Origin of the sequence: Moraxella cuniculi DSM 21768 (assembly GCF_900156515.1) — a bacterium.
In the GTDB taxonomy this organism is placed as follows: Bacteria; Pseudomonadota; Gammaproteobacteria; order Pseudomonadales; family Moraxellaceae; genus Moraxella; species Moraxella cuniculi.
Genome location: NZ_FTNU01000004.1, coordinates 93,456 through 117,149, shown reverse-complemented (window position 1 = coordinate 117,149; position 23,694 = coordinate 93,456). Strand labels below are relative to the sequence as shown.

The 23,694-nt window shown below is 45.6% G+C and carries 24 protein-coding genes and 2 tRNA genes; 12 read left to right on the top strand and 14 right to left on the bottom strand.

Going from position 1 to position 23,694, the window contains the following annotated elements:
* Positions 1 to 526: 526 nt before the first annotated feature.
* Positions 527 to 1,660: an RluA family pseudouridine synthase gene (locus BW928_RS04145; RefSeq protein ID WP_076554990.1), complete on the top strand. Its 1,134-nt coding sequence runs from the start codon at positions 527 to 529 to the stop codon at positions 1,658 to 1,660.
* A gap of 47 nt (positions 1,661 to 1,707) precedes the next feature.
* On the opposite strand, the gene BW928_RS04140 is transcribed toward BW928_RS04145, so the two are convergent.
* From BW928_RS04140 to BW928_RS04130, 3 genes are read right to left on the bottom strand one after another with little or no spacing between them, the layout of a single operon-like run.
* Complete coding sequence (locus BW928_RS04140) at positions 1,708 to 1,965, bottom strand: hypothetical protein (protein ID WP_078310241.1); 258 nt, start codon at positions 1,963 to 1,965, stop codon at positions 1,708 to 1,710.
* Positions 1,966 to 1,967: 2 nt separating this feature from the next.
* Positions 1,968 to 2,192: a hypothetical protein gene (locus BW928_RS04135; protein WP_076554966.1), complete on the bottom strand. Its 225-nt coding sequence runs from the start codon at positions 2,190 to 2,192 to the stop codon at positions 1,968 to 1,970.
* Positions 2,189 to 2,407 carry a hypothetical protein gene (locus tag BW928_RS04130; protein WP_076554965.1) on the bottom strand — a complete coding sequence of 73 codons (219 nt, stop codon included), beginning with the start codon at positions 2,405 to 2,407 and terminating at the stop codon, positions 2,189 to 2,191. Before BW928_RS04130 ends, BW928_RS04135 begins: the two co-directional genes overlap by 4 nt.
* Before the next feature lie 275 nt (positions 2,408 to 2,682).
* On the opposite strand from BW928_RS04130, the gene ppx reads away from it, so the two are divergent.
* From ppx to BW928_RS04105, 5 genes are all read left to right on the top strand, one after another.
* Positions 2,683 to 4,242: an exopolyphosphatase gene (gene ppx / locus BW928_RS04125; RefSeq protein WP_078310244.1), complete on the top strand. Its 1,560-nt coding sequence runs from the start codon at positions 2,683 to 2,685 to the stop codon at positions 4,240 to 4,242.
* A gap of 122 nt (positions 4,243 to 4,364) precedes the next feature.
* Complete coding sequence (locus BW928_RS04120; protein WP_076554964.1) at positions 4,365 to 5,162, top strand: acetyl-CoA carboxylase carboxyltransferase subunit alpha; 798 nt, start codon at positions 4,365 to 4,367, stop codon at positions 5,160 to 5,162.
* A 58-nt stretch (positions 5,163 to 5,220) separates the two neighbouring features.
* Complete coding sequence (gene tilS / locus BW928_RS04115; protein WP_076554963.1) at positions 5,221 to 6,597, top strand: tRNA lysidine(34) synthetase TilS; 1,377 nt, start codon at positions 5,221 to 5,223, stop codon at positions 6,595 to 6,597.
* 94 nt (positions 6,598 to 6,691) lie between these two features.
* Positions 6,692 to 7,534: a pyrroline-5-carboxylate reductase gene (gene proC, locus BW928_RS04110; protein ID WP_076554962.1), complete on the top strand. Its 843-nt coding sequence runs from the start codon at positions 6,692 to 6,694 to the stop codon at positions 7,532 to 7,534.
* Positions 7,535 to 7,642: 108 nt separating this feature from the next.
* Complete coding sequence (locus BW928_RS04105) at positions 7,643 to 8,206, top strand: YggT family protein (RefSeq protein WP_076554961.1); 564 nt, start codon at positions 7,643 to 7,645, stop codon at positions 8,204 to 8,206.
* Positions 8,207 to 8,574: 368 nt separating this feature from the next.
* Here the strand turns inward: BW928_RS04105 and BW928_RS04095 are convergent, their stop codons facing one another.
* On the bottom strand, positions 8,575 to 9,396 hold the full coding sequence (locus tag BW928_RS04095) for a hydroxymethylpyrimidine/phosphomethylpyrimidine kinase (protein WP_076554959.1): 822 nt from the start codon (positions 9,394 to 9,396) through the stop codon (positions 8,575 to 8,577).
* Positions 9,397 to 9,620: 224 nt separating this feature from the next.
* Between BW928_RS04095 and BW928_RS04090 the strand changes: the two genes are divergently transcribed.
* The 3 genes from BW928_RS04090 (at position 9,621) to BW928_RS04080 (ending at position 10,637) form a co-directional block, all read left to right on the top strand.
* Positions 9,621 to 9,712 (top strand) — tRNA-Ser (locus BW928_RS04090).
* 119 nt (positions 9,713 to 9,831) lie between these two features.
* Positions 9,832 to 9,908, top strand: a tRNA-Arg gene (locus tag BW928_RS04085).
* A gap of 117 nt (positions 9,909 to 10,025) precedes the next feature.
* Positions 10,026 to 10,637, top strand: coding sequence for an RDD family protein (locus BW928_RS04080; protein ID WP_200800827.1), 612 nt, complete (start codon positions 10,026 to 10,028; stop codon positions 10,635 to 10,637).
* Between the two features lie 5 nt (positions 10,638 to 10,642).
* On the opposite strand, the gene hemN is transcribed toward BW928_RS04080, so the two are convergent.
* The 5 genes from hemN to BW928_RS04055 all read right to left on the bottom strand — a co-directional run bounded on the left by hemN (position 10,643) and on the right by BW928_RS04055 (position 15,292).
* The gene (hemN, locus tag BW928_RS04075; protein WP_200800828.1) at positions 10,643 to 12,052 is read right to left on the bottom strand and encodes an oxygen-independent coproporphyrinogen III oxidase; all 1,410 of its coding nucleotides are present in this window, start codon (positions 12,050 to 12,052) and stop codon (positions 10,643 to 10,645) included.
* A 473-nt stretch (positions 12,053 to 12,525) separates the two neighbouring features.
* Entirely contained in the window at positions 12,526 to 13,536 is a 1,011-nt protein-coding gene (locus BW928_RS04070; protein WP_076554957.1) for a calcium/sodium antiporter, read from the bottom strand.
* Between the two features lie 23 nt (positions 13,537 to 13,559).
* Complete coding sequence (gene pth / locus BW928_RS04065; RefSeq protein ID WP_076554956.1) at positions 13,560 to 14,141, bottom strand: aminoacyl-tRNA hydrolase; 582 nt, start codon at positions 14,139 to 14,141, stop codon at positions 13,560 to 13,562.
* Between the two features lie 74 nt (positions 14,142 to 14,215).
* Complete coding sequence (locus tag BW928_RS04060) at positions 14,216 to 14,854, bottom strand: 50S ribosomal protein L25/general stress protein Ctc (protein WP_076554955.1); 639 nt, start codon at positions 14,852 to 14,854, stop codon at positions 14,216 to 14,218.
* A gap of 177 nt (positions 14,855 to 15,031) precedes the next feature.
* Entirely contained in the window at positions 15,032 to 15,292 is a 261-nt protein-coding gene (locus tag BW928_RS04055) for a hypothetical protein (RefSeq protein ID WP_227516541.1), read from the bottom strand.
* Between the two features lie 127 nt (positions 15,293 to 15,419).
* On the opposite strand from BW928_RS04055, the gene putP reads away from it, so the two are divergent.
* Positions 15,420 to 16,913, top strand: coding sequence for a sodium/proline symporter PutP (putP, locus tag BW928_RS04050; protein WP_076554954.1), 1,494 nt, complete (start codon positions 15,420 to 15,422; stop codon positions 16,911 to 16,913).
* A 218-nt stretch (positions 16,914 to 17,131) separates the two neighbouring features.
* Here the strand turns inward: putP and minE are convergent, their stop codons facing one another.
* A complete protein-coding gene (gene minE, locus BW928_RS04045) occupies positions 17,132 to 17,413 on the bottom strand; it encodes a cell division topological specificity factor MinE (RefSeq protein ID WP_197719003.1) in 282 nt (93 codons plus the stop codon).
* Entirely contained in the window at positions 17,410 to 18,225 is an 816-nt protein-coding gene (gene minD / locus BW928_RS04040) for a septum site-determining protein MinD (RefSeq protein ID WP_076554952.1), read from the bottom strand. The genes minE and minD overlap by 4 nt, the downstream gene beginning before the upstream one ends.
* A 177-nt stretch (positions 18,226 to 18,402) precedes the next feature.
* Here minD and BW928_RS04035 point away from each other — a divergent pair, with 177 nt between their 5' ends.
* On the top strand, positions 18,403 to 18,597 hold the full coding sequence (locus tag BW928_RS04035) for a hypothetical protein (RefSeq protein WP_143821494.1): 195 nt from the start codon (positions 18,403 to 18,405) through the stop codon (positions 18,595 to 18,597).
* Between the two features lie 21 nt (positions 18,598 to 18,618).
* On the opposite strand, the gene minC is transcribed toward BW928_RS04035, so the two are convergent.
* From minC to yihG, 3 genes are all read right to left on the bottom strand, one after another.
* Entirely contained in the window at positions 18,619 to 19,383 is a 765-nt protein-coding gene (gene minC, locus BW928_RS04030; protein ID WP_076554950.1) for a septum site-determining protein MinC, read from the bottom strand.
* A 163-nt stretch (positions 19,384 to 19,546) separates the two neighbouring features.
* On the bottom strand, positions 19,547 to 20,650 hold the full coding sequence (locus tag BW928_RS04025; protein ID WP_143821495.1) for a hypothetical protein: 1,104 nt from the start codon (positions 20,648 to 20,650) through the stop codon (positions 19,547 to 19,549).
* Positions 20,651 to 20,683: 33 nt separating this feature from the next.
* Positions 20,684 to 21,655 carry a 1-acylglycerol-3-phosphate O-acyltransferase, YihG family gene (gene yihG / locus BW928_RS04020; RefSeq protein ID WP_076554949.1) on the bottom strand — a complete coding sequence of 324 codons (972 nt, stop codon included), beginning with the start codon at positions 21,653 to 21,655 and terminating at the stop codon, positions 20,684 to 20,686.
* Between the two features lie 491 nt (positions 21,656 to 22,146).
* Between yihG and BW928_RS04015 the strand changes: the two genes are divergently transcribed.
* Positions 22,147 to 22,818, top strand: a complete 672-nt coding sequence (locus BW928_RS04015; protein WP_076554948.1) for a YiaD family glycine zipper/OmpA-like lipoprotein — start codon at positions 22,147 to 22,149, stop codon at positions 22,816 to 22,818.
* Positions 22,819 to 23,694: the final 876 nt, after the last annotated feature.

Sequence of the window (23,694 nt, the reverse complement as noted above, 5' to 3'; positions counted from 1 at the left end):
CCCAAATGAGCAACATCGGTATTTCAAAAGATTTATCAGGCGGTCAAATTACGCCAGAGGCAAGAGATTATCTTGCCAAGTTGTAATATTTTCCGCCCAAGCGGATTACCTGCCAAACTGCTTGCACCAGTTTAACAACTCAAAATTTTGACAACCACTGGGGATTGCTTGGCAAAAGCAGAGTCTGTCTTGTGCTTTTGAACCAGCGTTGCCAAATTTTTTGTGCCAATTACCTTTGGGCAGACTGGCAAATCTTGTACGGTTCATACCGAAGTTGCATCAACCAAAATATTCGGTGTGTCAAATAATCGTTCGTTGTGGTTGCGAACAAATGTGCCGAGTGGATTTAGAAAGTTTGCCAAATAAGTCTGGTTTATTTGGTATTTTTAAACCAGATAATAAACTTTTCTAAATATTATCAAGTCATCTATGATCAAAAATTGATAAAACTGCGGTCAGGGATTTGTCATTTTTTGGTGAAAATTTTGCTCTTGATACAAAATTCACCGATACATTACCTCGCAACATGCTAAACTATACCAAAACTTTTGCCAAACGCCTACAAAAAAATGTCAAAACCATGAAAAATTTACAAAAAAAACGCCAAAAAGCACCATCGCACCCCCATTTTGCACAAAAATCGTCCCAAATGAGTGGTCAGCAAGGGAAGTTTCATCACAAAAAATCCACCAAGCAAGCACAGGTACAATCTGCCGATGCCGCCATCAGGGATTTTACGCAGGTGAATTTTTTGAGCGTAACGGATAACCAGCATGGTCAGCGGATTGATAATTTTTTGCTTGCACGGCTTAAAGGCTTGCCACGCTCGCATTTGTACAAATTGATTCGTGCTGATGAGATTCGCATTAATGGCAAGCGTTGCAAGGCTCATGACAAACTGTGTGCAGGTGATGTGGTACGCATAGCACCGCTTAGGTTGGGCGTTAGTAAAGAGCCTGTCATCAGTCAGACGCTGGCACAGGGCTTGTTGGCACGGATTGTCTACGAAGATGATGGACTGATTGTGCTAAATAAGCCGCACGGCATGGCGGTGCATGGTGGTTCTGGCGAGAGTTTTGGCGTGATTGAGGCGATGCGTATCGCCACGGGCAAAAAATATCTGGAGCTGGTGCATCGCATTGACAAAGATACTTCAGGGCTATTGCTCATCGCCAAAAAACGCACCACCCTAAAGATGCTACAGGCACATTTTCGCGACAAAACCATACAAAAACAGTATCTGTGCTTGGTGCATGGCATGGTTGAGCAGGGGCAGATGATTGATAAGCCACTGCTAAAATACACGCTGGCAAATGGCGAGCGGCGTGTCAAGGTGGATAAGCAGGGCAAGCCGTCGCAAACCAAGATAGAGGTTTTGGCGACTTTTTGGCTTGATGATATGGCGGTAAGCCTTGTCAAAGCAAGCCCTCTGACAGGACGCACGCACCAGATTCGTGTACACATGGCAAGTATCGGACACGCCTTGCTGGGCGATGACAAATACCAACAGCAAGCTCAAGCACAGACAGCTGCCCAAAAAGGCGTAAGAAGACTGTGCTTGCACGCATGGCAAATCGCTGTGCCGATGGATACACAAACCAAGCAGTTCACTGCAGATTTGCCTGAGGATTTGCAGCAGCTGGTTGGTGAGCGGTTTTGATGACCAGTTTTGAGCTGATGGGTGGTATTTTGATATCGGTAGGCATCTTATTCAACCGCAGCGGTAATCAGCAGCTCTTGCGAGCAGTCTTTTGGCACAGGTTTGGTGGAAGCATTGGCATTAACGGTATTTGTGCTATCAAGCACAATTTCATCACCGATTAAGATTCTTCTTTTTGATTTTTTGTTTAATAAACCAATAACATTTTGATTGTCATCAAATAAAATTTCATTGGCATTGGGCGTGGCTAAAGTATATGTTTTGCCACTAAGAAAAGATCGAACGGATAGGCATTGGTTGTACACAATCAAACTTGTTGGTGGTTTTGTTCTGCCAGCAAATTATCTGTTAGTAAAACATCGGTACTATTTAAATAAAATATGGATTGAGTGTCTTGATTTTTATTTTGATCTTGTTGCATTTCGCTACTTTTGATTGGCCGGACTTTAGTACTTGGTTCGTTGATGGCTGGATTTGAACACGCAGTTAAAGTCAGCATTGAAACAATTGCAACCGTAATTTGTTTTTTCATAAAAATCTCCAAGACTGCATAATATTATGCAGTCTAAATATTGTATTGAGTTTTTCTGACAAGGCAATGACTTGCTCTTGCAAATCTAGGCGAAGCTGTACCTCTTCGGCACTGATGCCATAGGCGCTTTCAAGATATGATTGCTCGGCATAAGCATGGCTTGTTGCTAAGACAAGGGCAGACAGTGCCAATTTGCATCTATTGGTGAATTTCATTCAATCTCCTTTTGTCACATGTACACATGATGCTTATACGCTTCAGATACTATAAAAGCAAAGCAATGCAAGATAATTGCTGGCGTGTATTGTTTGGTGAAGTTTGGGTGTTTTTTGTACAAAATACAGATTGTGATTTATCATCAATAAAAGGCAAAAGCAATGCACCCAATCCATGCCAAAAAGCGGGATTGGCGGTGCGGCTTGGCAATTTTTCCTAGACAATTTGGTGATTTTATTTTACAGTATTGATAATTTTATTTTTGGAAACCGCCATGAAAACCGTAACAATAGACACCACCGATCGCCACGAAAAAATCGCCAATGCCATCACCAATGCCGCTGCCATCGGTCGTGATGAGCTGCTTGGGGCGATTGATTTGGGTTCGAACAGTTTTCATTTGGCGATTGCACGCTTGGATCATGGCGAGGTGCGAAAAGTTGCCTCAATTTCTGAAAAGGTGCAATTGGCGGCAGGTTTGGACGAGCAGAATGTCTTGTCCGAAGAGGCAATCGTGCGTGGACTTGAGTGCTTAAATCGCTTCTCTCAGCATATTACCGAAGTTCACCCAAGTCGTTTGCGTATTGTGGCGACCAATGCGTTGCGTAAGGCGGTCAATGCCCAAGAATTTCTCCAGCGAGCCAACGAAATTTTGCCCAAGCCGATTGAGATTATCGCAGGGCGTGAAGAGGCACGGTTGATTTATTTGGGCGTGTCGCATTCTAATGCCAGTACAGATAGACGGCTGGTGATTGATATTGGCGGTGGCTCGACAGAGTTTATTATCGGTCAGGGTTTTGAGCCGATTGAGATGGAAAGCCTGCAAATGGGCTGTGTTACTTATACCAAAAAATTTTTTGATGATGGCAAAATTACCGAGGCGGCGTTTGAGGCAGCGGCAAAATACACACAAACCGAGCTGCTTGGCATTACCAAACGCTACAAAAAAGTCGGCTGGGATAATGCCATCGGCTCGTCAGGCACAATCAAGGCAGCACGGTCTGTGCTTGCCGAGCTTGGTTTGTCCGCTGAGACCGTTACGCTTGCTGGATTACAAAAACTCAAAAAACACCTAATCAAGCTCGGCTCAATTGAGAAAATTGATTTTGAAGGGGTAAAAGCACATCGTCAGGCGGTATTTCCTGCTGGCGTGGCGGAGCTTATTGCCATCATGCAGACATTGGGCATTGATGAGTTGGGTTATTCTGATGGTGCGTTGCGTGAAGGGGTGATGTACGATATGCTTGGTCGGCTAAACTGCGAAGATGTGCGAGATCGTAGTGTGGCGGCGTTGGCTGAACGCTATTCGGTTGATGCCAAGCAGGCAGCTCGTGTGATGACCAGAGCGGCACGGTTGTTTGATGCTGCAAAAGACAATTTGGGCTTTGATGACGAAGATGCCGATTTGTTACGCCGTGCTGCCAATCTGTATGAGATAGGGCTGGCGGTTGGGCATAGCAATTATCAACGCCACAGTGCTTATCTGCTTGAGCATTCAGACATTGCAGGTTTTTCACAAATGGGGCAGGCGATGATGGCACAACTGGTTTTGCACCATCGCCGCAAATTAAAACCTGACACATTGCAAGCGGTGGAGGCGTTGGGCGGCCGCAAATTGGCATATTTGTGCTTGATTTTGCGTTTGGCGGCACAGTCAAGCCACAGTCGCACCACCAAGGCGGCGGCGATTGATTTAACCGTCAGTAGCCCAGATGCTTGGCAGGTTGTGGTTGGGGCAGGTTTGCATGAGGAACTGATTGCCAATCAGCTGGAACTTGACATACCACAGTTTGCCAAATGGGATGTGGCGTTGAGCGTGGTTTGTACCAAATGAGATGGCCATCATCTACCGACCGATAAAGAAAGTGCCAAAAATTTTGTAAAAATGATGACGGAATTTAAAAAAAGTGCTAAACTAAATGTCAGTTTACATTTGTACAATACTAAGAGTGTGATATGAGTCAAGTTTGGGAAAGTGTGCAACTGGCACGCCATGCAAAGCGTCCGTTGTTTTTGGATTATGTTGAGGCATTGTTTACAGAGTTTGATGAGCTGCACGGCGATCGTGCTTTTGCTGACGATCGTGCGATTATCGGCGGTTTGGCACGCTTTGATGGCGAAGCGGTGATGGTCATCGGTCAGCATCGTGGACGCAGTACCAGAGAACGCATTGCTCACAATTTTGGCATGGCAAACCCTGAAGGCTATCGCAAGGTGATTCGCTTGGTGCAGATGGCGGAGCGTTTTGGTTTGCCTGTATTGACCTTTATTGATACGCAGGGAGCATATCCTGGCGTTGGTGCAGAAGAAAGAGGTCAGGCAGAAGCGATTGCCAAAAGTATCGCAGTATTTAGCAGTCTAAAAACCCCCATCATCGCCACAGTCATCGGCGAGGGCGGTTCAGGTGGAGCATTGGCAATCGGTGTGGCAGATAAGGTAAATATGCTACAAAACAGCATTTATTCGGTGATTTCACCTGAAGGCTGTGCGTCTATTTTGTGGAAAACCGCCGAAAAAGCCGCCGATGCCTCAGAGGCACTAAAGCTCAACGCCACCAATTTGCACCAGCTTGGCTTGATAGATGAAGTTGTGCCAGAGCCTAGCCCTGCCCACGAAGCACCAGAGATGGTCATGACAGCATTAAAGCAGCTGCTTGCCAGTCAGCTTGGAGAATTATCAGGGTTGCCAACCGATGTATTATTGCAGCAGCGTTATGACAGATTGATGAAATTTGATTCGACTGTGTCGTTATAATCAAACAACAATCCTGTGGGCGAAATCAATTTTCGCCCCTTATATTTTGGGGCAAGGTGTGAATACAGATGTGCTAAGTACGACACTGCTTGAGGCTTATCAGGATTATTATGCTCGCAAGCAGGGCGGTAATGGTCGGCTGTATTTGGCGTGCAGTGGTGGCAGGGATTCTTTGTCATTGGCATATGCTTGCTGGTTGCTGTATCAACAAGGCAGGATTGATAAGCTGCCCATACTGCTGCATGTGCATCATGGTTGGCAGACAGCAAATGATGACTGGGCAAAAATGCTTAGCAGTTGGGCGGTGCAATATGGCTTTGAGTGCCATATCCTGCCTGTCAAATTATCAAAAAATAGCGAAACGCACGCACGCGATGCTCGTTATCAGGCGATGATGTCAATGATGGCGTGTGATGATGTGCTGATGCTTGCTCATCATGCCAATGATCAGGCAGAGACTGTGCTGATGCGACTGGCTGATGGTGCAGGCTTGCAGGGCTTATCTGGCATAAAAACTTGGCAAAAAAAAAGCCTGATGATTGAAAATTCAGCCAAGACCATCATGCTTTGGCGACCTTGGCTGACGGCAACTCGCGAGTGTATTAGCCGTTTTGCCCACCAACACGAACTGCCTTATGTTGATGACGCAACCAACCTAGACGATCGCTATATGCGGGGTCATTTGCGTCAGCATATCTTACCACAGCTTGCCATCATGAATCCCAAAGCCATCACCAACATCAGCCGTTCGGCAGCTTTGCTTGGTGGATATTTGGCAGTGATTGATGATTGGCTGGCAGAAAAAATACCCCTTTGTGTTGATGTGGATAATCTGCCGTATCAGCAGGTGCTGTTTTTGCCCAAATTGTACCAGTTTGATGAGGCGGTACAGCAGCTGCTCATTCATCACTGGCTGCAGGCAGATGAGCCTGTGGCACCACCGCAGGCAATCAGTGTGCAGGTGCATCGTTTGGCATATCGCCATGACAACGACCACAACAGCCAAATATGGTGGCAGGGCAGGCAGGCGGCGTATGTGATTTGTCGTTATGATAATTGCCTGTATCGCTATCGGCAAGATGTGTGGCAACTATTGCAGCATTCGATGATACAGCCTCAACGCAATCAAGATGGCTGGGTGCTGCTTGATGATGGCAATTGTCAATTACAGCTTCACTGTCCGCCAAGTCAAATAACAACCGTCCAACAACAAAAAATAACCATTGGACAGTACCAGTATCGTGGCAAAAAACTGGCACAAAAACTTCGCATACCGACTTGGTTACGCAGGCATTTGTGGCAACTGTCCATTGATGATAATCAGTATCTGATTGCCCCTATGATGGCGTGGCGACTGCCCAGCGGTGATGGGCTTGATAATTTTGCACCAATTGGGCGAATGGTGTACAATGACAAACCAAATCGCACCCTGTAATTTTTTTTGGTACATTGCTGTGTTGGGTGCAAAAAGATTGTAAAAATTGCTAATTTTCTATCGGTTGATAAATGGCAAAAAATGGGGATAAATTATGGCGAATTTTGAAGTGTTAAATGGCAAGACCATCAGCTTTATTGGCGGTGGTAATATGGCACGAGCAATTATTGATGGCTTGTTAAAAGCCAAGCAAGACAACAAGCTGGATTTGTGCTTGTGCGTCTCAGATAATAATGAGGACAAACGCCACGCTTTTGCCAGCAAGGGCGTGGAGGCGGTTACTCCAGACAAATCACCCAGTATTATTAGCAAGGCAGATGTTGTGGTGCTGGCGGTCAAGCCACAGGTGATGCGGCAAGTGGCAACGACTGTCGCTCCTTATTTGACAAATCAGCTGGTGTTATCGGTAGCAGCTGGGTTGTCGGTGGCAACCTTATCGCAGATGCTGGGCGATTATCAGCAGATTGTACGCTGTATGCCAAATTTACCAGCCAGCAAGGGCTTTGGGGCATCAGGGTTGTTTGCAGATAATGCCAGTGAAAAAGACCGTGCGATGGCACAGGCTGTGATGCAAGCCTCTGGCATGGTGAGCTGGGTGACAGATGAGGCATTGTTGCACGCTGTTACTGCTGTGGCAGGCTCTGCACCTGCATATTTTTTCTATGTGCTTGAGCATATGATAGACAAGGCAGTACAGATGGGGCTTGAGCGTGCAGACGCACAGGCTTTGGCGGTGCAGAGTATGCAAGGGGCGGCCGTGCTGGCACAAGATAATAACCCTGCCGTATTGCGTGAGCAGGTAACTTCCAAGGGCGGCACCACGGCAGCGGCATTGGCAAGTCTTTATGAGCATAAAGTGGGCGAGGCGTTTGCTGAGGCGATGCAGGCGTGTAGCGACCGCAGTGCTGAGCTTGGTCATATGTTAAGCCAAAGCTAGCTTGTGTAGCTTATTGATAAGAATCTGCATTGAACCGCTGTCGGTTGGACAAATATTCGGATTATCCTACTGGGTGCTTGATCGCCCAACGATCACAAAGAGAAATTTATGAATGCCACTGCTTTTGTTTTGATTATGATGTTTATCAATTTTGCCCTAATGCTGCTTTTTGTGCGTTTTATGATTCAGCTGGCAGAGATTGACAGGCGTGAGCCTGTGGCACGGGCAACTTATCGCTTGACTTCTGTGGTTGATTTGTTTGCTCGTATTTTTCCCAATGTTGGTTCGGGGCGTATCAGCATGGCGGCGGTGGTGCTGATGTTATTGCTTTGCTTGATTGGTGTGGCGGTAGAAAATGCGTCATTGGGCAAATCCATCACTGCCGCTGAGCTGTTTTTTGTTGGCTCGCTGGGCGGTATCATGAAATTTTTGCAGTTGTTGCGTTATACCATGATTGTATCGGCAATTAGCAGTTTGTTGATGATGTTTATGAATGTCAATAACAGCTTGATGGGCGTGCTGATGCAACTGGCTGAGCCGATCGTTGCACCATTTCGCCGTTTTGTACCAAATATCGGCATGATTGATTTGTCATTTTTGGTAGCATTATTTAGCTTGCTTTTGCTTGAAAATGTTGTCGGCATTATTGGGCGATATATTTGGAATTTATAACCAGCTTAGGTCATTTAACAATGATATTGCTGGTTTGGTTGGGCTTTCACCCAAATCATAAATATAAGCGGCGGTGCCGATTGCTAATTGGACAGGCTATTGTCGGCATGGATTATTGACATGGTTGTGGTGATAAAGATGATTGCATAATGTACCAAAGCTGTTTTGCCCCATTTTGGCTCTGTGATGTGGATAAATCACGCTTTTAACATATTTATCTTTACCAATAAAAAGCACTTGGAGTGTGGGTAGATTGCCAAAAGTATCATGACAGCTTTGTAAATACCCCCATGCCCAAGCCATGCGATTGCAAGCTGCCTTTTGATGGGCGTATATGGCAGGCGGTTAAATAAAACAATCAATAACCGCTAGAGCTTACCGCATTTCTCACAGTCAGTTGGCGACTGAAAAAATCGATTGGGTATCTGCTGGGCGGTGGGCGATTGATGTGGTTTGTCGGCATGGCATAGGGTGCGATGTATCCATGTGTCCGCAGCATTGATGGCGGTAATGAGTTCATCACCCATTGCCAGCCGACCTGCGATATAGCTGGCAAGTGAGCAGCCCGACCCATGAAACTCTCCTGCCAGACGAGGCACAATGCTGGTATGGGCAATTTGCTCATTAATGTACAAAAATTGCTCAATATCCCCTGTGTGATATTCATGCGAGGTTTTTAACAGAACCGCTTGCACGCCTTGAGCATTCAGAGACTTGGCGGCATCGTGTAGATTTTGCCGACCGCTCAATGCACGGATTTCGTGAGTGTTGGGTGTGATGAGTGTGGCATGGGGCAGCAGTTTGCCAAATGCCTGCACCAAAGTAGCTGGGTCGCCCAGACTGCCACCAGAGTTGGCAACCAATACAGGGTCAAGCACATAGGGCGTATCAGCTGCGATGATTTTGTCGGCAAATAACGCTGCAATGGCATAAATGTTGCCAACCGTGCCAAGCATGCCTGATTTGATAGCACGCACAGGCAGATCATTGATAACAGCCATCGCCTGTCTTATTAGCAAATCATCACTGACAGGCGTGAAGTCAAACACCGTCTGCGAGTTTTGCACCGTCAGGGCGGTGCAGGCGATGGCGGCGTGAGCCTTGGCAGCTCCGACAGACTCGATGTCAGCTTGTAGCCCAGCACCACCTGAAGGGTCAAGCCCCGAAAAACACAATACTGTGGGTCGCATTTGTCATTCCTTTGTGATGGCATTTCAGTGATTTTGTTGCCAGAGATTATTATACAAAAATATCAAAAAAAGGGCAAAAATCCACCAAGAGCAAAAAAATTCATATTTTTTGAAAAAAAATACTTGCAATTGCCAATATTTTTGCTATAATTACCGTCCACAACGACAGGCGAAATCATCAGTTGATGCATAAGCAAGCGTAGCAGTTTGCACAGCCTAAGTTCGGTGAAGTGGGTGAGTGGCTGAAACCAGTTCCCTGCTAAGGAACCATACCTAATTACGGGTATCGAGGGTTCGAATCCCTCCTTCACCGCCATTTATTTTCTTATGTATTTGCTCCAAATCAAGAAAATAAATAAAAAAAGTGCTTGACTTACAGAATTTATCCTGTATAATAGCCGCCACAACGAACGATGTTTACAGAGTAAGTTGTCCGCACCCGTAGCTCAGTTGGATAGAGCACTTGGCTACGAACTAAGGGGTCGGGAGTTCGAATCTCTCCGGGTGCGCCATATTATCAAAAATCACCAAGATGTTATTTTGGTGATTTTTTTATTATTTCATCACTGTTGGTACTGTATGCCTTGATTGTGGTACAATATGGCATATTTTTAATAGCAAAACAGACAATGTCCTCATCTCATCACACAACAAATACAGCTTTACCCACCCAAACCGCCACTGTTGCCAAGCCTTTGGTTAGGCTGCTTGCCATCGTCTATGATGGTATGTTGATTTTGGCGATGTTGTTTTTGGTGGGAGCGGTGTTGGCAGTGATTGGCACGCTGTTGTTTTTGGATGTCGGCACAACCTCGCAACAAGCCCAAAAACTGCCATTGTGGTACCAAAACATGATCATGACACCATCATTTGTGCTGACTTTGATTGGTTTTTATGGTATTTTTTGGCGAAAATCTGGGCAGACGCTGGGTATGCAAACTTGGCGACTAAAGACAGTGAATGCACATGGTGAGCTGCTTAGCTGGCGACAATCCTGCGTGCGTATTCTTGCTGCTTGTTTGTTGCCTGCCTTATGCAGCGTGGTTGGCTTGTTGATTCACGGCTCAAAATTGGCGGTACTGGTGGCGGCGTTTTTGGGGTTTTTGTTTAACTTTTTGTTTTGCTTATTCAACCGTCGTGGGCTGGCTGTGCATGATATGCTGTCAGATACCCTGACGCTTAAAGTGCCAAAAATTGCCCATCAAACGCTATGGCAGAGTCTAAAACGCCGCAAAAAATAACGCATTTAGATAACTTTTGAGAATCGCCCTGCGTGTTTTTTGTCAAGATAGGCATCAAAAACCATGGCGATATTACGCCCCAAAATACGACCTGCTGGCAAGATGTGAATGCCTTGTTCATCAATGGTTAATAAACCATCAGCCGCCATGTCGTGCAAAGTTTCAAGCTGCTTGGCAAAATAGACCATTGGCTCAATACCAAATCGCACACGCAGCTGTGCAAAATCCACATAATCATGACACAATAGATTCATAATCACATATCTGTGCATATCGTCAGTTGGGCTGCTTGCAATGTACTTGACGGCTGGCAATTTACCCTGATTAATCATGCTGCAATACTCATCAAGCGAGGTGGGGTTTTGTAGCATATGATTGCCAATTTGGCTGATGGCACTGACACCAAAGCCAAGCAAATCGCACTCACCCAAGATGGTATAGCCCTGAAAATTACGGTGCAGTTTGCCGTCTCTTTGGGCGACGGCAAGCGTATCATCAGGTTTGGCAAAATGATCAATGCCAATGTACTGATAACCTGCTTGGTTTAGTAGTGTGATGATGGTATTAAACATTGCCAATTTTTCGGTGGCGGTGGGCAGGGTAGATTCACAAATCCGTTTTTGTGCAGCAAAGCGAGCAGGCAGATGGGCATAATTAAATACCGATAAGCGAGCAGGTGATAGCTTGATGATTGCTTGCAGGGTGGCTGTCATACTCTCAACACTCTGATGTGGCAGACCATAAATCAAGTCAATATTGGTTGAGGAAAAGCCAAGCTCCTGTGCTGTTTGCATGACTTGTGTAATCAAATCAAGTGACTGCACTCTATTGACAGCAATCTGCACTTGATGATTTAAATCCTGCACACCAAAACTTAGGCGATTAAAGCCAAGATTTCTTAGCACCTGCAGGGTGGTTGGTCGCAGCTCTCTGGGGTCAATTTCGATAGAAAAATCACCCTCTTGGGCAAAATGAAACTCTGTGTGCAAAAAATCCCACAACCTTGCCAGTTCATCATCACTTAAAAAGGTCGGCGTGCCACCACCAAGGTGCAACTGCTTGACGATGGGTGAGCCTGTCAGCAGCGATTTTTTGTGGCGAATTTCGGCGAATAAATAATCCAAATAGTCGCCTGCATCGCTGTTTTTCTTGGTGATGATTTTATTGCAGCCGCAGTAATAGCACAAATGACGACAAAACGGAATGTGCAGATACAGCGACAGTGGCGTGCTTGGGTCTTGGTGCGTGAGAATGTCAGCTTCACAACCATCATCAATGGGGCTAAATTCTAAAGCAGTTGGGTAGGAGGTGTAGCGAGGCCCTTGCTGGTTGTATTTATTGATAAGAGTTTCGTTAAAGTAGACGCCCTGAAAATGCGTGGGCTGACGGTTGGCATAAGGATTGTTTGTCATGATGGCTTGGCTTGTTAAATGCTTGAGTTATTATAGCGTACTTTGTGAAAAAATTGACAAATTTTGTCGTCTTGCTGGTCAAATGCTAGCTTTCATCTGGTAGATTAACAATCCCAAGCAATATCAAGGTTTTTGTGGGGTTTTTAAGATTTATTGCTGGTTAAGAAAGGTGGCAATCTTATTAAAACTGTCAAACCTTTAAACTCACGCTTGACATTTGGGTCTTTGGATTTTATGAATAAATATCATTTAATTTGATTGGGGAGTTAATCTGCTAAGCCCTTGAGGCTAAGATTTGCCCAAAAGCAGACAAGCGGCGTACATACCAAGCTGCTATTGATAAATCAAATTATGCTGCAATGCCGTCAAGACAGCCGTGCAAGCATTGGGCAATTGGCAATGGCATGATGGGTTGGTGATTTAATAAATCAAAGCTGCTTTGGCGGTGGCTGGTGCTTAGCCAAAGCAGCAAGGGTTTATATCGCTCCCAAAACCGAAACAATCAGCCATGCACTATAGGCGACAAAGCAACTGATGAGCAGTGCACCAACAAGACGACCCAATTGCCCATCTCGTTTGATGGCGATGGCACATAGCACAAACAACAAAGCGGTGATGGCACACATCACTAAGGTATCACGGTTTAAAATTTCTGAATCAACCGACATTGGCATAATTAGGGCTGCTACACCAACCACGCCCAAGGTGTTAAATAGGTTTGAGCCAAGCACATTGCCCAACGCCATCTCAAATTCGCCTCGCCGTGCGGCAATGACTGACGAAACCAGCTCGGGCAAACTTGTGCCAATGGCAACAATCGTCAAGCCGATAATCAAATCTGACAATCCTAGTAATGTTGCAAGCTCAACAGCTCCCCAGACTATCAGTCGCGAGCTGCTCACCAGCACGAATAATGCCACGAGCAACAAAATCACTGACTTGGCCGTATTGACATCATCAGGGGCAGGAAGCTCGTCTGCTGCCAGCTCATGTGCCACCTCGGTACTGGCAAGTATGGCGGTTTTGGTGGCTTGGGCATGGCGTTTGGCATAAATGATTTGCACGCAGATATTGGCAATTAATAGCACAAGCAGGATAATTGCGTCAATACGGCTGATATTGCCATCAAGCATTAGCCCAACGGCAACGATGGTTGCAACTATTAGCCATGAAAAATCGGTTTTTAGCACTTGTTTTTGGATTGCAATCGGAGCAATTAGTGCAGTTACACCCAGTACTAAGGTGATATTAACAATGTTTGAACCAAAGGCATTGCCCAGTGCCAAACCAGGACTGCCTGCCAGTGCTGACAGTGATGAGACGACAATCTCTGGCATCGAAGTGCCAACGCCGATAATCAACGCTCCGATGAGCATTTTTGGCATATGATATTTATTAGCAAGGGCAACAGCGTGGTCAATGAAACCATCTGCACTAAAAATCAGCAGGGCTAAGCCTATCAGCATGGCAATGATTGCAATTAGCATAAAAGTTACCAATTTGTCGAGAGTTATTGAGGTAGTTTAAAACCATTGATTTGATTGCGTGCCTTATCCATGTCGCCTGTCATCAGCATAGGCATGGCATCAATGGCACAATCAATGGCGGCATCAATACTGATGCGTTCATCGATCATGGGCTTATTTAGCACAAAACTGCTGACCTGTGAGCTGTGTGCAGGGCGACCAATACCGATACGCAGACGATGAAAGTTCGCACCAAGATGTGGCACAATATCCTTTAGCCCATTATGACCGCCATGACCACCACCTGTTTTGAGCTTAATGTTGCCAGCAGCAATGTCCAGCTCATCATGAGCCACCAAGATTTCATCACTGCCAAAGTTATAAAACTTGGCAAAAGGGGCGACCGCCTGACCTGATAAATTCATAAAAGTCTCGGGCAGTAGCAGACGCACAGGTGCATTATGTATCATACCATAGCCGACTTTTGCACGGAATTTTTTGTCAAAACTTAGTGAAATGCCGAATTTATCACACAGCGACTCGACAAACCAAAAGCCTGCATTGTGGCGTGTGTGCTGATATTGACTGCCTGGATTGCCCAAGCCTACAATCAATTTGATGGTCATAACTTGATGTCCAAATATTTTTTGCTTAATAAAAAACCAGTAAGCAACTTACTGGTTTTTGTGATGAGTAAAAATTACTCTTCGCTTGCTTCAGCGGTTTCGCTCGCCTCTTCACTTGCCTCTGTTTCGGTTTCAACAGTAGGTGCTTGCATGGTGGCGATGGTGCGGTTTAGGTCTTCGCTATCAGCAGTTACTAGAGTAACTTCTTTTGGCAGTTTGATGTCGCCAAGGTTGATAGAGTCGCCGATGGCAAGATTTGCCACATCAACTTCGATGCTCTCAGGCAGATTGCGTGGTAGGCAGTTGATTTCAATGTCAGTTACCAAAGTGGTCAATACGCCACCTGCTTTTTTGCCAACAGAAGTTTCTTCGTTGATGATTTGCACAGGTACATTAAAATTCATGGTTTGACCACGAACGATACGCTGAAAATCTACATGCAAAGGGAAGCCTTTGGCTGGGTGGCGTTGTAGTGCCTTGATGATAACTTCTTGCTCAGTGCCGTCAATTGAGATGGCGATGACGCTTGAAAAAAAGGCATCGTTGCTCAACGCTTTTACCAGCTCATTGGTTTTAACGCCGATGCTTACTGGCTCTTCGTTGCCGCCATAAATGATGGCTGGAATTAGGTTTTCTTTACGCAGGCGGCGGCTCGCACCTTTGCCCTGCTGGTCTTGCGAACGAGCAACACCGTTTAGAGTAAATTGGCTCATAATAGATCCTTTTGGTGATTGAAGGCAAACTTGCGACCAGTTTGCCAATGATGCCCCAAGGGCGTTTTGGTGGTTATCCACCAATGACAAATTAGCTGGCTATTATAGCGTATTTTTGTGCATTTGCCAAATTTTTTACCAACTTTAATGGACTATGTTTGTGGCAATGGTTTTGTGTCAATTTCCCCAATTTCCCCAATTTCCCCAATTTCCCCAATTTCCCCAATTTCCCCAATTTCCCCAATTTCCCCAATTTCCCCAATTTCCCCAATTTCCCCAATTTCCCCAATTTCCCCAATTTCCCCAATTTCCCCAATTTTTCCAATTTTTCCAATTTTTCCAATTTTTCCAATTTTTCCAATTTTTCCAATTTTTCCAATTTTTCCAATTTTTCCAATTTTTCCAATTTTTCCAATTTTTTTTGAAAATAATTCTCAATAATAACAGAATTGTGCTTTTTATGTTATAATGAATAGCATTTTGTTTTATTTATTAAGACAAACAATAGTGATTATTTAGATTGTATTATTAACAGCTTTGCTGTTTGGATAAAGGAGTGTGCCTTATGCAAGTTGCGGCGGGCGTTTGGATTTCGTTGGCGATTTATTTTTTGTTGATGATTGCCATCGGTTTCTATGCTTATTTTAAACAACAAAATAATGTTGAAGGCTATATGCTTGGTGGTCGAGATTTGGGCCCTGCGGTAACGGCATTGTCAGCTGGTGCATCAGATATGTCAGGCTGGCTACTGCTTGGTTTGCCGGGTTATATGTATGCCTCTGGCGTGGTGAGTATCTGGATTGCTCTGGGGCTGACCATTGGGGCGTTTGCCAACTATCTACTGGTGGCACCACGATTGCGTGTGTATACCGAGGTGGCGGACAATGCCATCACGCTGCCTGATTATTTTGCCAACCGTTTTCATGACAAGTCGCACCTGCTGCGTATTATGTCGGCTGTGGTGGTGATTGTCTTTTTTACCGTTTATACGGCAGCCAGCCTTGTAGCAGGTGGCAAATTGTTCGAAAGCTCACTGGGGCTATCGTATAGCTTGGGGCTGTGGGTAACTGCTGGCGTGGTGGTTACTTATACGCTGTTTGGTGGGTTTTTGGCAGTGTCATTGACCGACTTTGTCCAAGGGGTTATTATGCTGATTGCCATGTTGCTGGTGCCGATTGTGGCATTTGGCGAAATTGGCAGTATCTCAGAGGGCATGGCAATCGCCCAGCAAGCCAATCCTGAAGTGTTTAACCTAAAAAATGGCGTAACCACGATGGGTATCATCTCGCTGATGGCGTGGGGTTTTGGTTATTTTGGTCAGCCGCATATCATCGTCCGCTTTATGGCGATTCGCTCGGTCAAAGATGTGCCTGTGGCAACTGCCATTGGTATGGGCTGGATGATTTTGAGCCTAATTGGTGCTTTGATGGTGGGGCTTGCAGGTATTGCTTATATCGCCAAAACAGGGCAGAGCTTGAGCGATCCTGAGACGATTTTCTTGTTTTTCTCGCAAGTGCTGTTCCACCCATTGATTGCAGGCTTTTTGCTTGCGGCGATTTTGGCGGCAATCATGAGTACCATCTCAAGTCAGCTGCTGGTGGTATCAAGCTCGCTGACTCGTGATGTTTATAAGCTATTTCTTGACCGTGAGGCAAGTGAGTCTCGTCAAGTGCTGGTGGGGCGCATATCAGTGATAGCGGTTGCACTGGTTGCCATTGTTTTGGCGGGTGATAGCAACAGTTCGGTGCTAAAGCTCGTTTCGCACGCATGGGCAGGCTTTGGGGCGGCATTTGGCCCACTGGTTATCTTGAGCCTGACATGGAAGCGTATGAACAGAAATGGTGCATTGGCAGGTATGATTGTCGGTGCATTGACGGTGATTGTGTGGGTGTATGGAGGTTTTGAGATTGGCGGTCAGCCAGCAAATGATGCGATTTACTCAATCCTACCGGGCTTTGCGTTGAGCTTTATTACCACCATTGTGGTCAGTCTGCTAACTGCACCGCCACCTGCTTATATTGTAGAAAAATTCAACGAAATGGAACGCGGACTAAAATAACCGTATCCAGAGCGACCACCGTACATTTGTGCGGTGGTTTTTTTGTGCATGATTGTGCTGTTGATGACTGATAAGCACAGCTTTAATGCTGACTGATTGGGAATGGAGCTGTGATTGCAGGCTTGGTTGATAGGTTTATCAAATTAATATCTGCACTCATTATAGATTTAAGCCAAAAAAATAACGCAGATAAATGGCTTATCTGCGTTGGTAAGGGGTCATTTGCGATCAGGCAGGCTGATATTCATCTCCAGCACATCAAGATTGTCTTCATGACGGTGATTGATGTTAAGGTTGTCAAGGCTGACACCATTGACATATTTATTGACCACTGCCAAGATTTCACGCTTCATCTGCTCAATGCGATCAGTGGTTAGGCGAGTATTAAGGCGATCGTGGCTGGCAACGATGACTTTTAGTCGATCTTTGGCGATATCGGCACTGTTTGAGCTATTACCGCCACCAAAAAGCGTGTTCCAAAATCCTTTTTTCATCATCAGCCCCCAAACAACCGTTCAAAGAAGCCTTTTTTCTTCACTTCCAGATGACGCAGCGGCACTTCTTTGCCCAAGAAACGATCAACGATATCATCATAGCATTGTCCAGCTGCCGAGTCGGTGAAATGAATCACAGGCTGACCTTGGTTGGAGGCCTCAAGCACAGCATTGCTCTCTGGAATGATACCGATCAATGGCACACGCAAAATCTCATCAGCGATGGTCTTGTAGTCCATCATTTCGCCTTCTGATGCACGAGTTGGGTTGTAGCGAGTGATGACCAGATGCTCACGGACGCTGCCGCCTTCCTCGACTTTTTTGGTGCGGCTTTGTAAGATGCCGATGATGCGATCCGAATCACGCACCGATGATACTTCTGGATTGGTAACGATTAGGGCTTCGTCAGCATGATACATGGCAAGCTGAGCCCCTCGCTCAATCCCTGCAGGGCTGTCGCAGACGATGTAATCAAAGCCCATGTCCTCTGACAGCTCTTTCATCACTTGTGCCACGCCATCATCGGTCAATGCGTCTTTGTCGCGAGTTTGTGAGGCTGGCAAAATGTACAAATTGTCATAGTGCTTATCTTTTACCAGTGCTTGTGCCAACTTGGCATTACCACTGATAACATCAACAAAATCATACACAATGCGATTTTCGCAGCCCATGATCAAATCAAGGTTACGCAAACCCACATCAAAATCAATAATCACGGTCTTAAAGCCGCGTTTTGCCAAGCCTGCACCAAATGATGCACTGGTGGTGGTTTTGCCCACACCGCCTTTACCTGAGGTAACTACTACGATTTTTGCCACAACGGCACTCCTTATAAAACAGCAACACGGCATAACCACCAGTTGCCAAAGCTAATACCTTGCTAGAATAGCATATTTGTACAATTTCATCAATTGCTTGGTTGATTTTTGCTGGCTGATTCTTTATTTATTATAAAAAATGACAATTGTCAAAATAGACAAATGGTAAAATTGTCCATGATAATGCTTTGGCAGCAATCTAACAGTTCAGCCAAGTACGGCGGTGGCGGACAATGGCGTGATGCTGTTTGTCTAGAGATTATGCTTGAGATATTAAGCTGTGCTTGCTACATACAGCAGACCAGATGGCTGTCATCAGTGCGACAGGCTGGGCTTGTCAGTTTTTCCAACCTGTTTTGTTATCAATCATGATGACAGCGTGTTAAGACAATCTTAGGCTAATAAAGTAAAAATCAACCCTTGATTTTCGTCATAAGTAACCTGCACCGCCTGCCCAATCATCTCGCTGGGAATGGCATCACGCAAGCAGTAAGTGCCAGCGACAGACACCAGTGATGGGTCAAATTTTTGGCAAAAAATTCGTGCATTTTTGTCGCCTGTTGCCCCTGCAACCAATCGTCCTAGCCCTCGCCCATAGATATGTAGGCTGTTGTCGGTGATTGCTTCTGCACCCTTGTTCACATCGCCAATGATGGTCAAATCACCACCCAAGTGCTGCAAGCTCTGACCCGAACGCAACATCTGCGTATGGATACTACTGACACGCTGTTGGCTGTCTTGGGCAGTGCTAAGTGTTGCTGCTTGTTGGGTTGCGGCAGCTGGCACGCCAACTGTAGCGGTGGTGTCTGTGTTTGTGGTGTCGTGTTGCGTGGCGACAGGCTTGTCGTGGGTGCTGGGCAGTCGCTCAATGCGTTTGCCATCGGCAGGGAAAATTGCCAATCGCAAATCTTTTGCCTGTATATCAAGCAGACCGCTCACCACACCAATGGGCTGTATATCCATAAGCCACAACAAATCCAGCAAAGCATCAAGCTCTAGAGCAATATCGCTGTCAATGATGATGGGAAGACTGCTGGCGATGGGATTGCTGGCGAGCAAAACCTCCAGTTCGCTACGGATTGCTTGCAAATCATCGGTATGAATTTTTAGGCGGCTAAAGGTGAGCATTTTGCCAAAGAGGGTAACGGCTTGAGTCATGCGTTTTTGCCTTTTTTAAATGGTTATTAACAAATTATCCAAATATTGTGCTGATTGTAGCATTTTTTGCCGTATGAAAAAAGCACCCACCGCCAAGCAATCCACTACCACCCCAGTCGCCAGACTGTCTGATGGCTGTGATAAGCCCATCATGGCTGTTTTATTATGGCAATTGCTGACGGTGTTTCCATTGTTGAATCTTAATCTGTTCTTCAAAGGCGGATAAGGACAGCTCAACCACTTCAGCAACCAGTGTCTGCACCTGTGGATGTGTGGTGTCAATTTGGGAGATGCCGTGAGCGATGGCACGCATTAGCCCATCAAGCGTCTCGTCAGCGAACAGGTGCTGATTGATTGCTGTGGTAACTTGCTTGCCGATACTGCGTCCAACGCTGTGAATCTGTGATTCTATCATGCCACCTGCGATGGGAATGAGCTTTAGGTATTTGCGTAATTCTGGCGTGTCATCAAGTGCTTGCTCAACTGCCGCACCGACACTGGCAGACAGTCGCTCGCCTTGCTCTGCCAGCAATGCCGCCTGTAGTCGCGGTGTTAGTTCACGGCGAAGCAGTTCAAGAATCGCTGTCTCAATTTGGCTGCGGTTGGCGGCGATGGTCTGTTGTAATAATTGCCCATGTTTGCCCGTGGGCTGATGAAGCTGTGTGCGAAAATTATCAATCGCTGTCAAGATAACACGGTCAGACAGCTCTTCTAGCAGCACATGATAATAAAATTGTGCCGATTGTATCCAGCGTTGTGGCACAATCTGTATGCCCAGTCGGTGCAGTCGGCGTACAATTACCACCACTCGCAGCAGTCGCAAAATACGCAAGGCAGGAATCACCCCAAGCACTTCATACCAATGCACAAAAGGAAAGAAAAACCAGCGATAATAAGTACGAGCATAAATCGCCAGCCCCCAACGCACCAGCAATTCACCAAGCCAAAATAGGGTAAAAAACCCACCAATGGTAGCAATGCTGTCATGATAATTCTGCTGATAATTGACCAGCACTGCCGACAGGTTCAGCCACTGTGCCAGACTGTGAGCGATACCACTGGTTAATATCGTATCGGTCAGTATGAGTGCCAAATCAACAAGCAATAGCAACAGCATGAGAATGTCATAACCCAGCTTGGTGCGACTGGGGCGACGCTCTGGTGCCTTGGCTGTGCCATAAAATGGTATGACGCCATCAGGCAGATCTGTCTGCTGTGGCATGCTAAGGGTGTCAAGTGTGGGCGTGCTGCGTTGTTCGGTGTTCATTTTCTATGGCTACAGTTGTGTTGCGGTGTCAAGTTATTTTGATGGATTATTCTTTGGGTCAAAATCATTAAGCAGGGCGTCTATTTTGGCATCTTTGGCTTGCCAAAGCTCATCAAGCCACGCATACATTTGTGCCTTGACGGTATCATCGCTCTCATATTTGCCATTTTTTAGTGCTTCAAGCAGAGCATCATTTGGGCGGATAAATTCAATATCAACCGCCAATCTGCGAAGTTTGCCAGACCACAGATCGGCATAGGTTGGCACGCCATCAGGATAGACCAAGGTCATATCCAAGATGCCGTCAATCTGTTGCCCAAGGCTTGCCAACGCCAATGCCAATCCGCCTGCTTTTGGCTTGAGCAGGTGGCGATAGGGGGAGTTTTGTTTGGCGTGTTTTTCGGCGGTAAAGCGAGTGCCTTCAAGGTAGTTGAGCAGCACAAAGGGCTTGCCGCTTAATAGATTGCACGCTCGGCGAGCTTCTTGCAGATCTCGATTGGCAAGGGCAGGATTTTTGGCAATTTGCTCTTTGCTGTGGCGTTTCATCATCGGAAAATCCAAGAAATAAAAGGTCTGACCGACAATGGGAATATAAATCAGCTCATGCTTGGTAAAAAAGCGAGTAATCGGCAGCACGCCTTCGCTGATGTACTGAATAATGCTGGTATCCACCCAAGACTGATGGTTGCAGATGAGCAAATAACGACCGTTTGGGTCTAGGTTGTCAGGCAGGTTGATACGCCAGTCTTTGCTGGGCAGTACTTTATCAATCAGCAGGTTGTTGGTCTGCAGCCAGTGGTTGGTAATGCCGATAACGGTGTCGTCAGCACGCTTTGAGCCTGTGAGCATCTTGGTAACGCCTGCACCGATAACAGGCACACCAACCAAAAGACTGTTGGCGGCGATGGTGCTGGTACTGGTTATCAGCGACAGTTTTTGGGCGAGTTTGGGTTGTTTTTGGTGCAGTTTTGCAAAAAATGGCAAAGTTTTGCGTCCATTTGACATGATTAACCTCATCAATTCAGCTCAAGTGCTAATGTTTACGATTGTACATAGTTTACCAAAAATTTCTCTCATTGGCTAAGATTTACAAAATTTATTCAGTTGTCTAAATATAAGCCAAGCCTTGACTTATGATGACTGCTGTCAGTGCTTGACATATTTGCCATAAGGTTTGTAAGATTAAGCCAGCTTAGACTTAAACTGACCAAGTGTGGATAGCATAGGCGTGGCAGTGGGGCGGTCTGGTGCATTCGCTGGTGTGATAATTGTTACCAAAGTTGCTAGAATATGCACAATCGCACAGATAAATTACACAGCGTGCATAAACTCATACCAAATGCTACAGTTATTGTACAAAGTAGTCAAATATTTGGTGCATAATGTTGCCATCGCCTAAGAGTGCAGGCGTGCAAGGTGTGGCAGATTGAGCCAAGTGATCAGTTTGACAGCCGATAGATATCATCAGTAAAATTTACAAACCAAAGGAGTTTGTTATGAAACTAAAAGCATTTGGCGTAACCATGTTGGCTGCCAGCGTAACTTTGGCAGGCTGTGCCAATACAGGCACTGGTACAGGCACTGGCATTGGCAATATCGATAAGCGTGTTATTGGTGCGGTTGCTGGTGCGTTGGGCGGTGCTGCTATTTCTAAGGCAACAGGTGGTGAAAAGACAGGCCGTGATGCGGCGATTGGTGCTGCCGTTGGTGCAGGGGTGGGCTGGTATATGGAACGCCAAGCCAAGCAAATTCAAGAACAAATGAAAGGCACAGGCGTAACCGTTGAGCATGACACAAAAACAGGCAATATCAACCTAGTTATGCCAAGCAATATTACTTTTGCCCATGATGATGCATCGCTTAACCCAGCATTTTTGAGCAGTCTAAATCAGCTGGCTGCCACCATGAAAGAATACGGCCAAACAAGTATCGTGGTTGCAGGTCATACCGATTCTACAGGTCGAGCTGACTACAATCAACGCCTGTCTGAGCAGCGAGCAGCTGCTGTACGCAACTATTTGGCTGGTCAAGGTGTGGCGACAAGCCGTATCCAAACCGTTGGCTATGGTATGCGTCAGCCAGTGGCGGATAATACAACCGAGGCAGGCAGAGCCAAAAACCGCCGTGTAGAAATTACCATTTTGGCACCCCAAAGCCTAAATGGCTAATGCCAAACTCTTTGGTATTGTAATAGCAAAAATCCGCCAGCATCACTTAGCTTGGCGGATTTTATTTTCTTAACCAAAATTATGATATTTTTCTCAAACAACACTTGCAAAATCTTGATTTGATGGCATAATAAAGATAAATAAGGAGCGGTTAGGGTTAGCCCCTAACTCAAGCCCCCAAGTAGTCTTGTCCTGCTTTTCGGGCTTTTGGCTTAATAAGCGTTGTTGCTTAATAGAGCCAATACAATGATAACGATTAGCTTGAGTAATGTTTTCATTGCTTCCTCCTTACAGTTGCCACCACTCACACAGGTCGGTGGCGGTAACCTACAAGGCAAGTGTTCCAGCACTTGCCTTGATTTATTTATAATAAAAAATCTTTTTGATGGTGTCAAATATTGCAAATTTTATAAAACAAAAATCCGCCAGCATTACTTAGCTTGGCGGATTTTTTATTTAACCTGTTTGTTATTTTTATGATATTTTTCTCAAACAACACTTGCAAAATCTTGATTTGATGGCATAATAAAGATAAATAAGGAGCGGTTAGGGTTAGCCCCTAACTCAAGCCTCCGAAGTAGCCTTACTGCTTCTCAGGCTTTGCTTTTAATAAGCTGGTAAGCTAATCAAAAGCAAGATGATGATTAAAAGTAGCTTAATCATATCCACCTCCTTACAGTTGCCACCACTCACACAGGTCGGTGGCGGTAACCTACAAGGCGACAGTTGCAGCTGTTGCCTTGATTTATTTATAATAAAAAATCTTTTTGACGGTGTCAAATATTGCAAAACCACCATCACACAAATTAAAACCGCACAAAACAAAAATCCGCCAGCATCACTTAGCTTGGCGGATTTTATTTTCTTAACCAAAAT

Excerpts from the sequence above, each read along its gene's own strand:
- BW928_RS04145 (WP_076554990.1), top strand. The coding sequence starts at position 527 with ATGCTAAACTATACCAAAACTTTTGCCAAACGCCTACAAAAAAATGTC.
- BW928_RS04135 (WP_076554966.1), bottom strand. The coding sequence starts at position 2,192 with ATGAAAAAACAAATTACGGTTGCAATTGTTTCAATGCTGACTTTAACT.
- BW928_RS04130 (WP_076554965.1), bottom strand. The coding sequence starts at position 2,407 with ATGAAATTCACCAATAGATGCAAATTGGCACTGTCTGCCCTTGTCTTA.
- ppx (WP_078310244.1), top strand. The coding sequence starts at position 2,683 with ATGAAAACCGTAACAATAGACACCACCGATCGCCACGAAAAAATCGCC.
- BW928_RS04120 (WP_076554964.1), top strand. The coding sequence starts at position 4,365 with ATGAGTCAAGTTTGGGAAAGTGTGCAACTGGCACGCCATGCAAAGCGT.
- proC (WP_076554962.1), top strand. The coding sequence starts at position 6,692 with ATGGCGAATTTTGAAGTGTTAAATGGCAAGACCATCAGCTTTATTGGC.
- BW928_RS04105 (WP_076554961.1), top strand. The coding sequence starts at position 7,643 with ATGAATGCCACTGCTTTTGTTTTGATTATGATGTTTATCAATTTTGCC.
- BW928_RS04095 (WP_076554959.1), bottom strand. The coding sequence starts at position 9,396 with ATGCGACCCACAGTATTGTGTTTTTCGGGGCTTGACCCTTCAGGTGGT.
- BW928_RS04080 (WP_200800827.1), top strand. The coding sequence starts at position 10,026 with ATGTCCTCATCTCATCACACAACAAATACAGCTTTACCCACCCAAACC.
- BW928_RS04070 (WP_076554957.1), bottom strand. The coding sequence starts at position 13,536 with ATGCTAATTGCAATCATTGCCATGCTGATAGGCTTAGCCCTGCTGATT.
- pth (WP_076554956.1), bottom strand. The coding sequence starts at position 14,141 with ATGACCATCAAATTGATTGTAGGCTTGGGCAATCCAGGCAGTCAATAT.
- BW928_RS04060 (WP_076554955.1), bottom strand. The coding sequence starts at position 14,854 with ATGAGCCAATTTACTCTAAACGGTGTTGCTCGTTCGCAAGACCAGCAG.
- putP (WP_076554954.1), top strand. The coding sequence starts at position 15,420 with ATGCAAGTTGCGGCGGGCGTTTGGATTTCGTTGGCGATTTATTTTTTG.
- BW928_RS04035 (WP_143821494.1), top strand. The coding sequence starts at position 18,403 with ATGATAATGCTTTGGCAGCAATCTAACAGTTCAGCCAAGTACGGCGGT.
- minC (WP_076554950.1), bottom strand. The coding sequence starts at position 19,383 with ATGACTCAAGCCGTTACCCTCTTTGGCAAAATGCTCACCTTTAGCCGC.
- BW928_RS04025 (WP_143821495.1), bottom strand. The coding sequence starts at position 20,650 with ATGAACACCGAACAACGCAGCACGCCCACACTTGACACCCTTAGCATG.
- yihG (WP_076554949.1), bottom strand. The coding sequence starts at position 21,655 with ATGTCAAATGGACGCAAAACTTTGCCATTTTTTGCAAAACTGCACCAA.
- BW928_RS04015 (WP_076554948.1), top strand. The coding sequence starts at position 22,147 with ATGAAACTAAAAGCATTTGGCGTAACCATGTTGGCTGCCAGCGTAACT.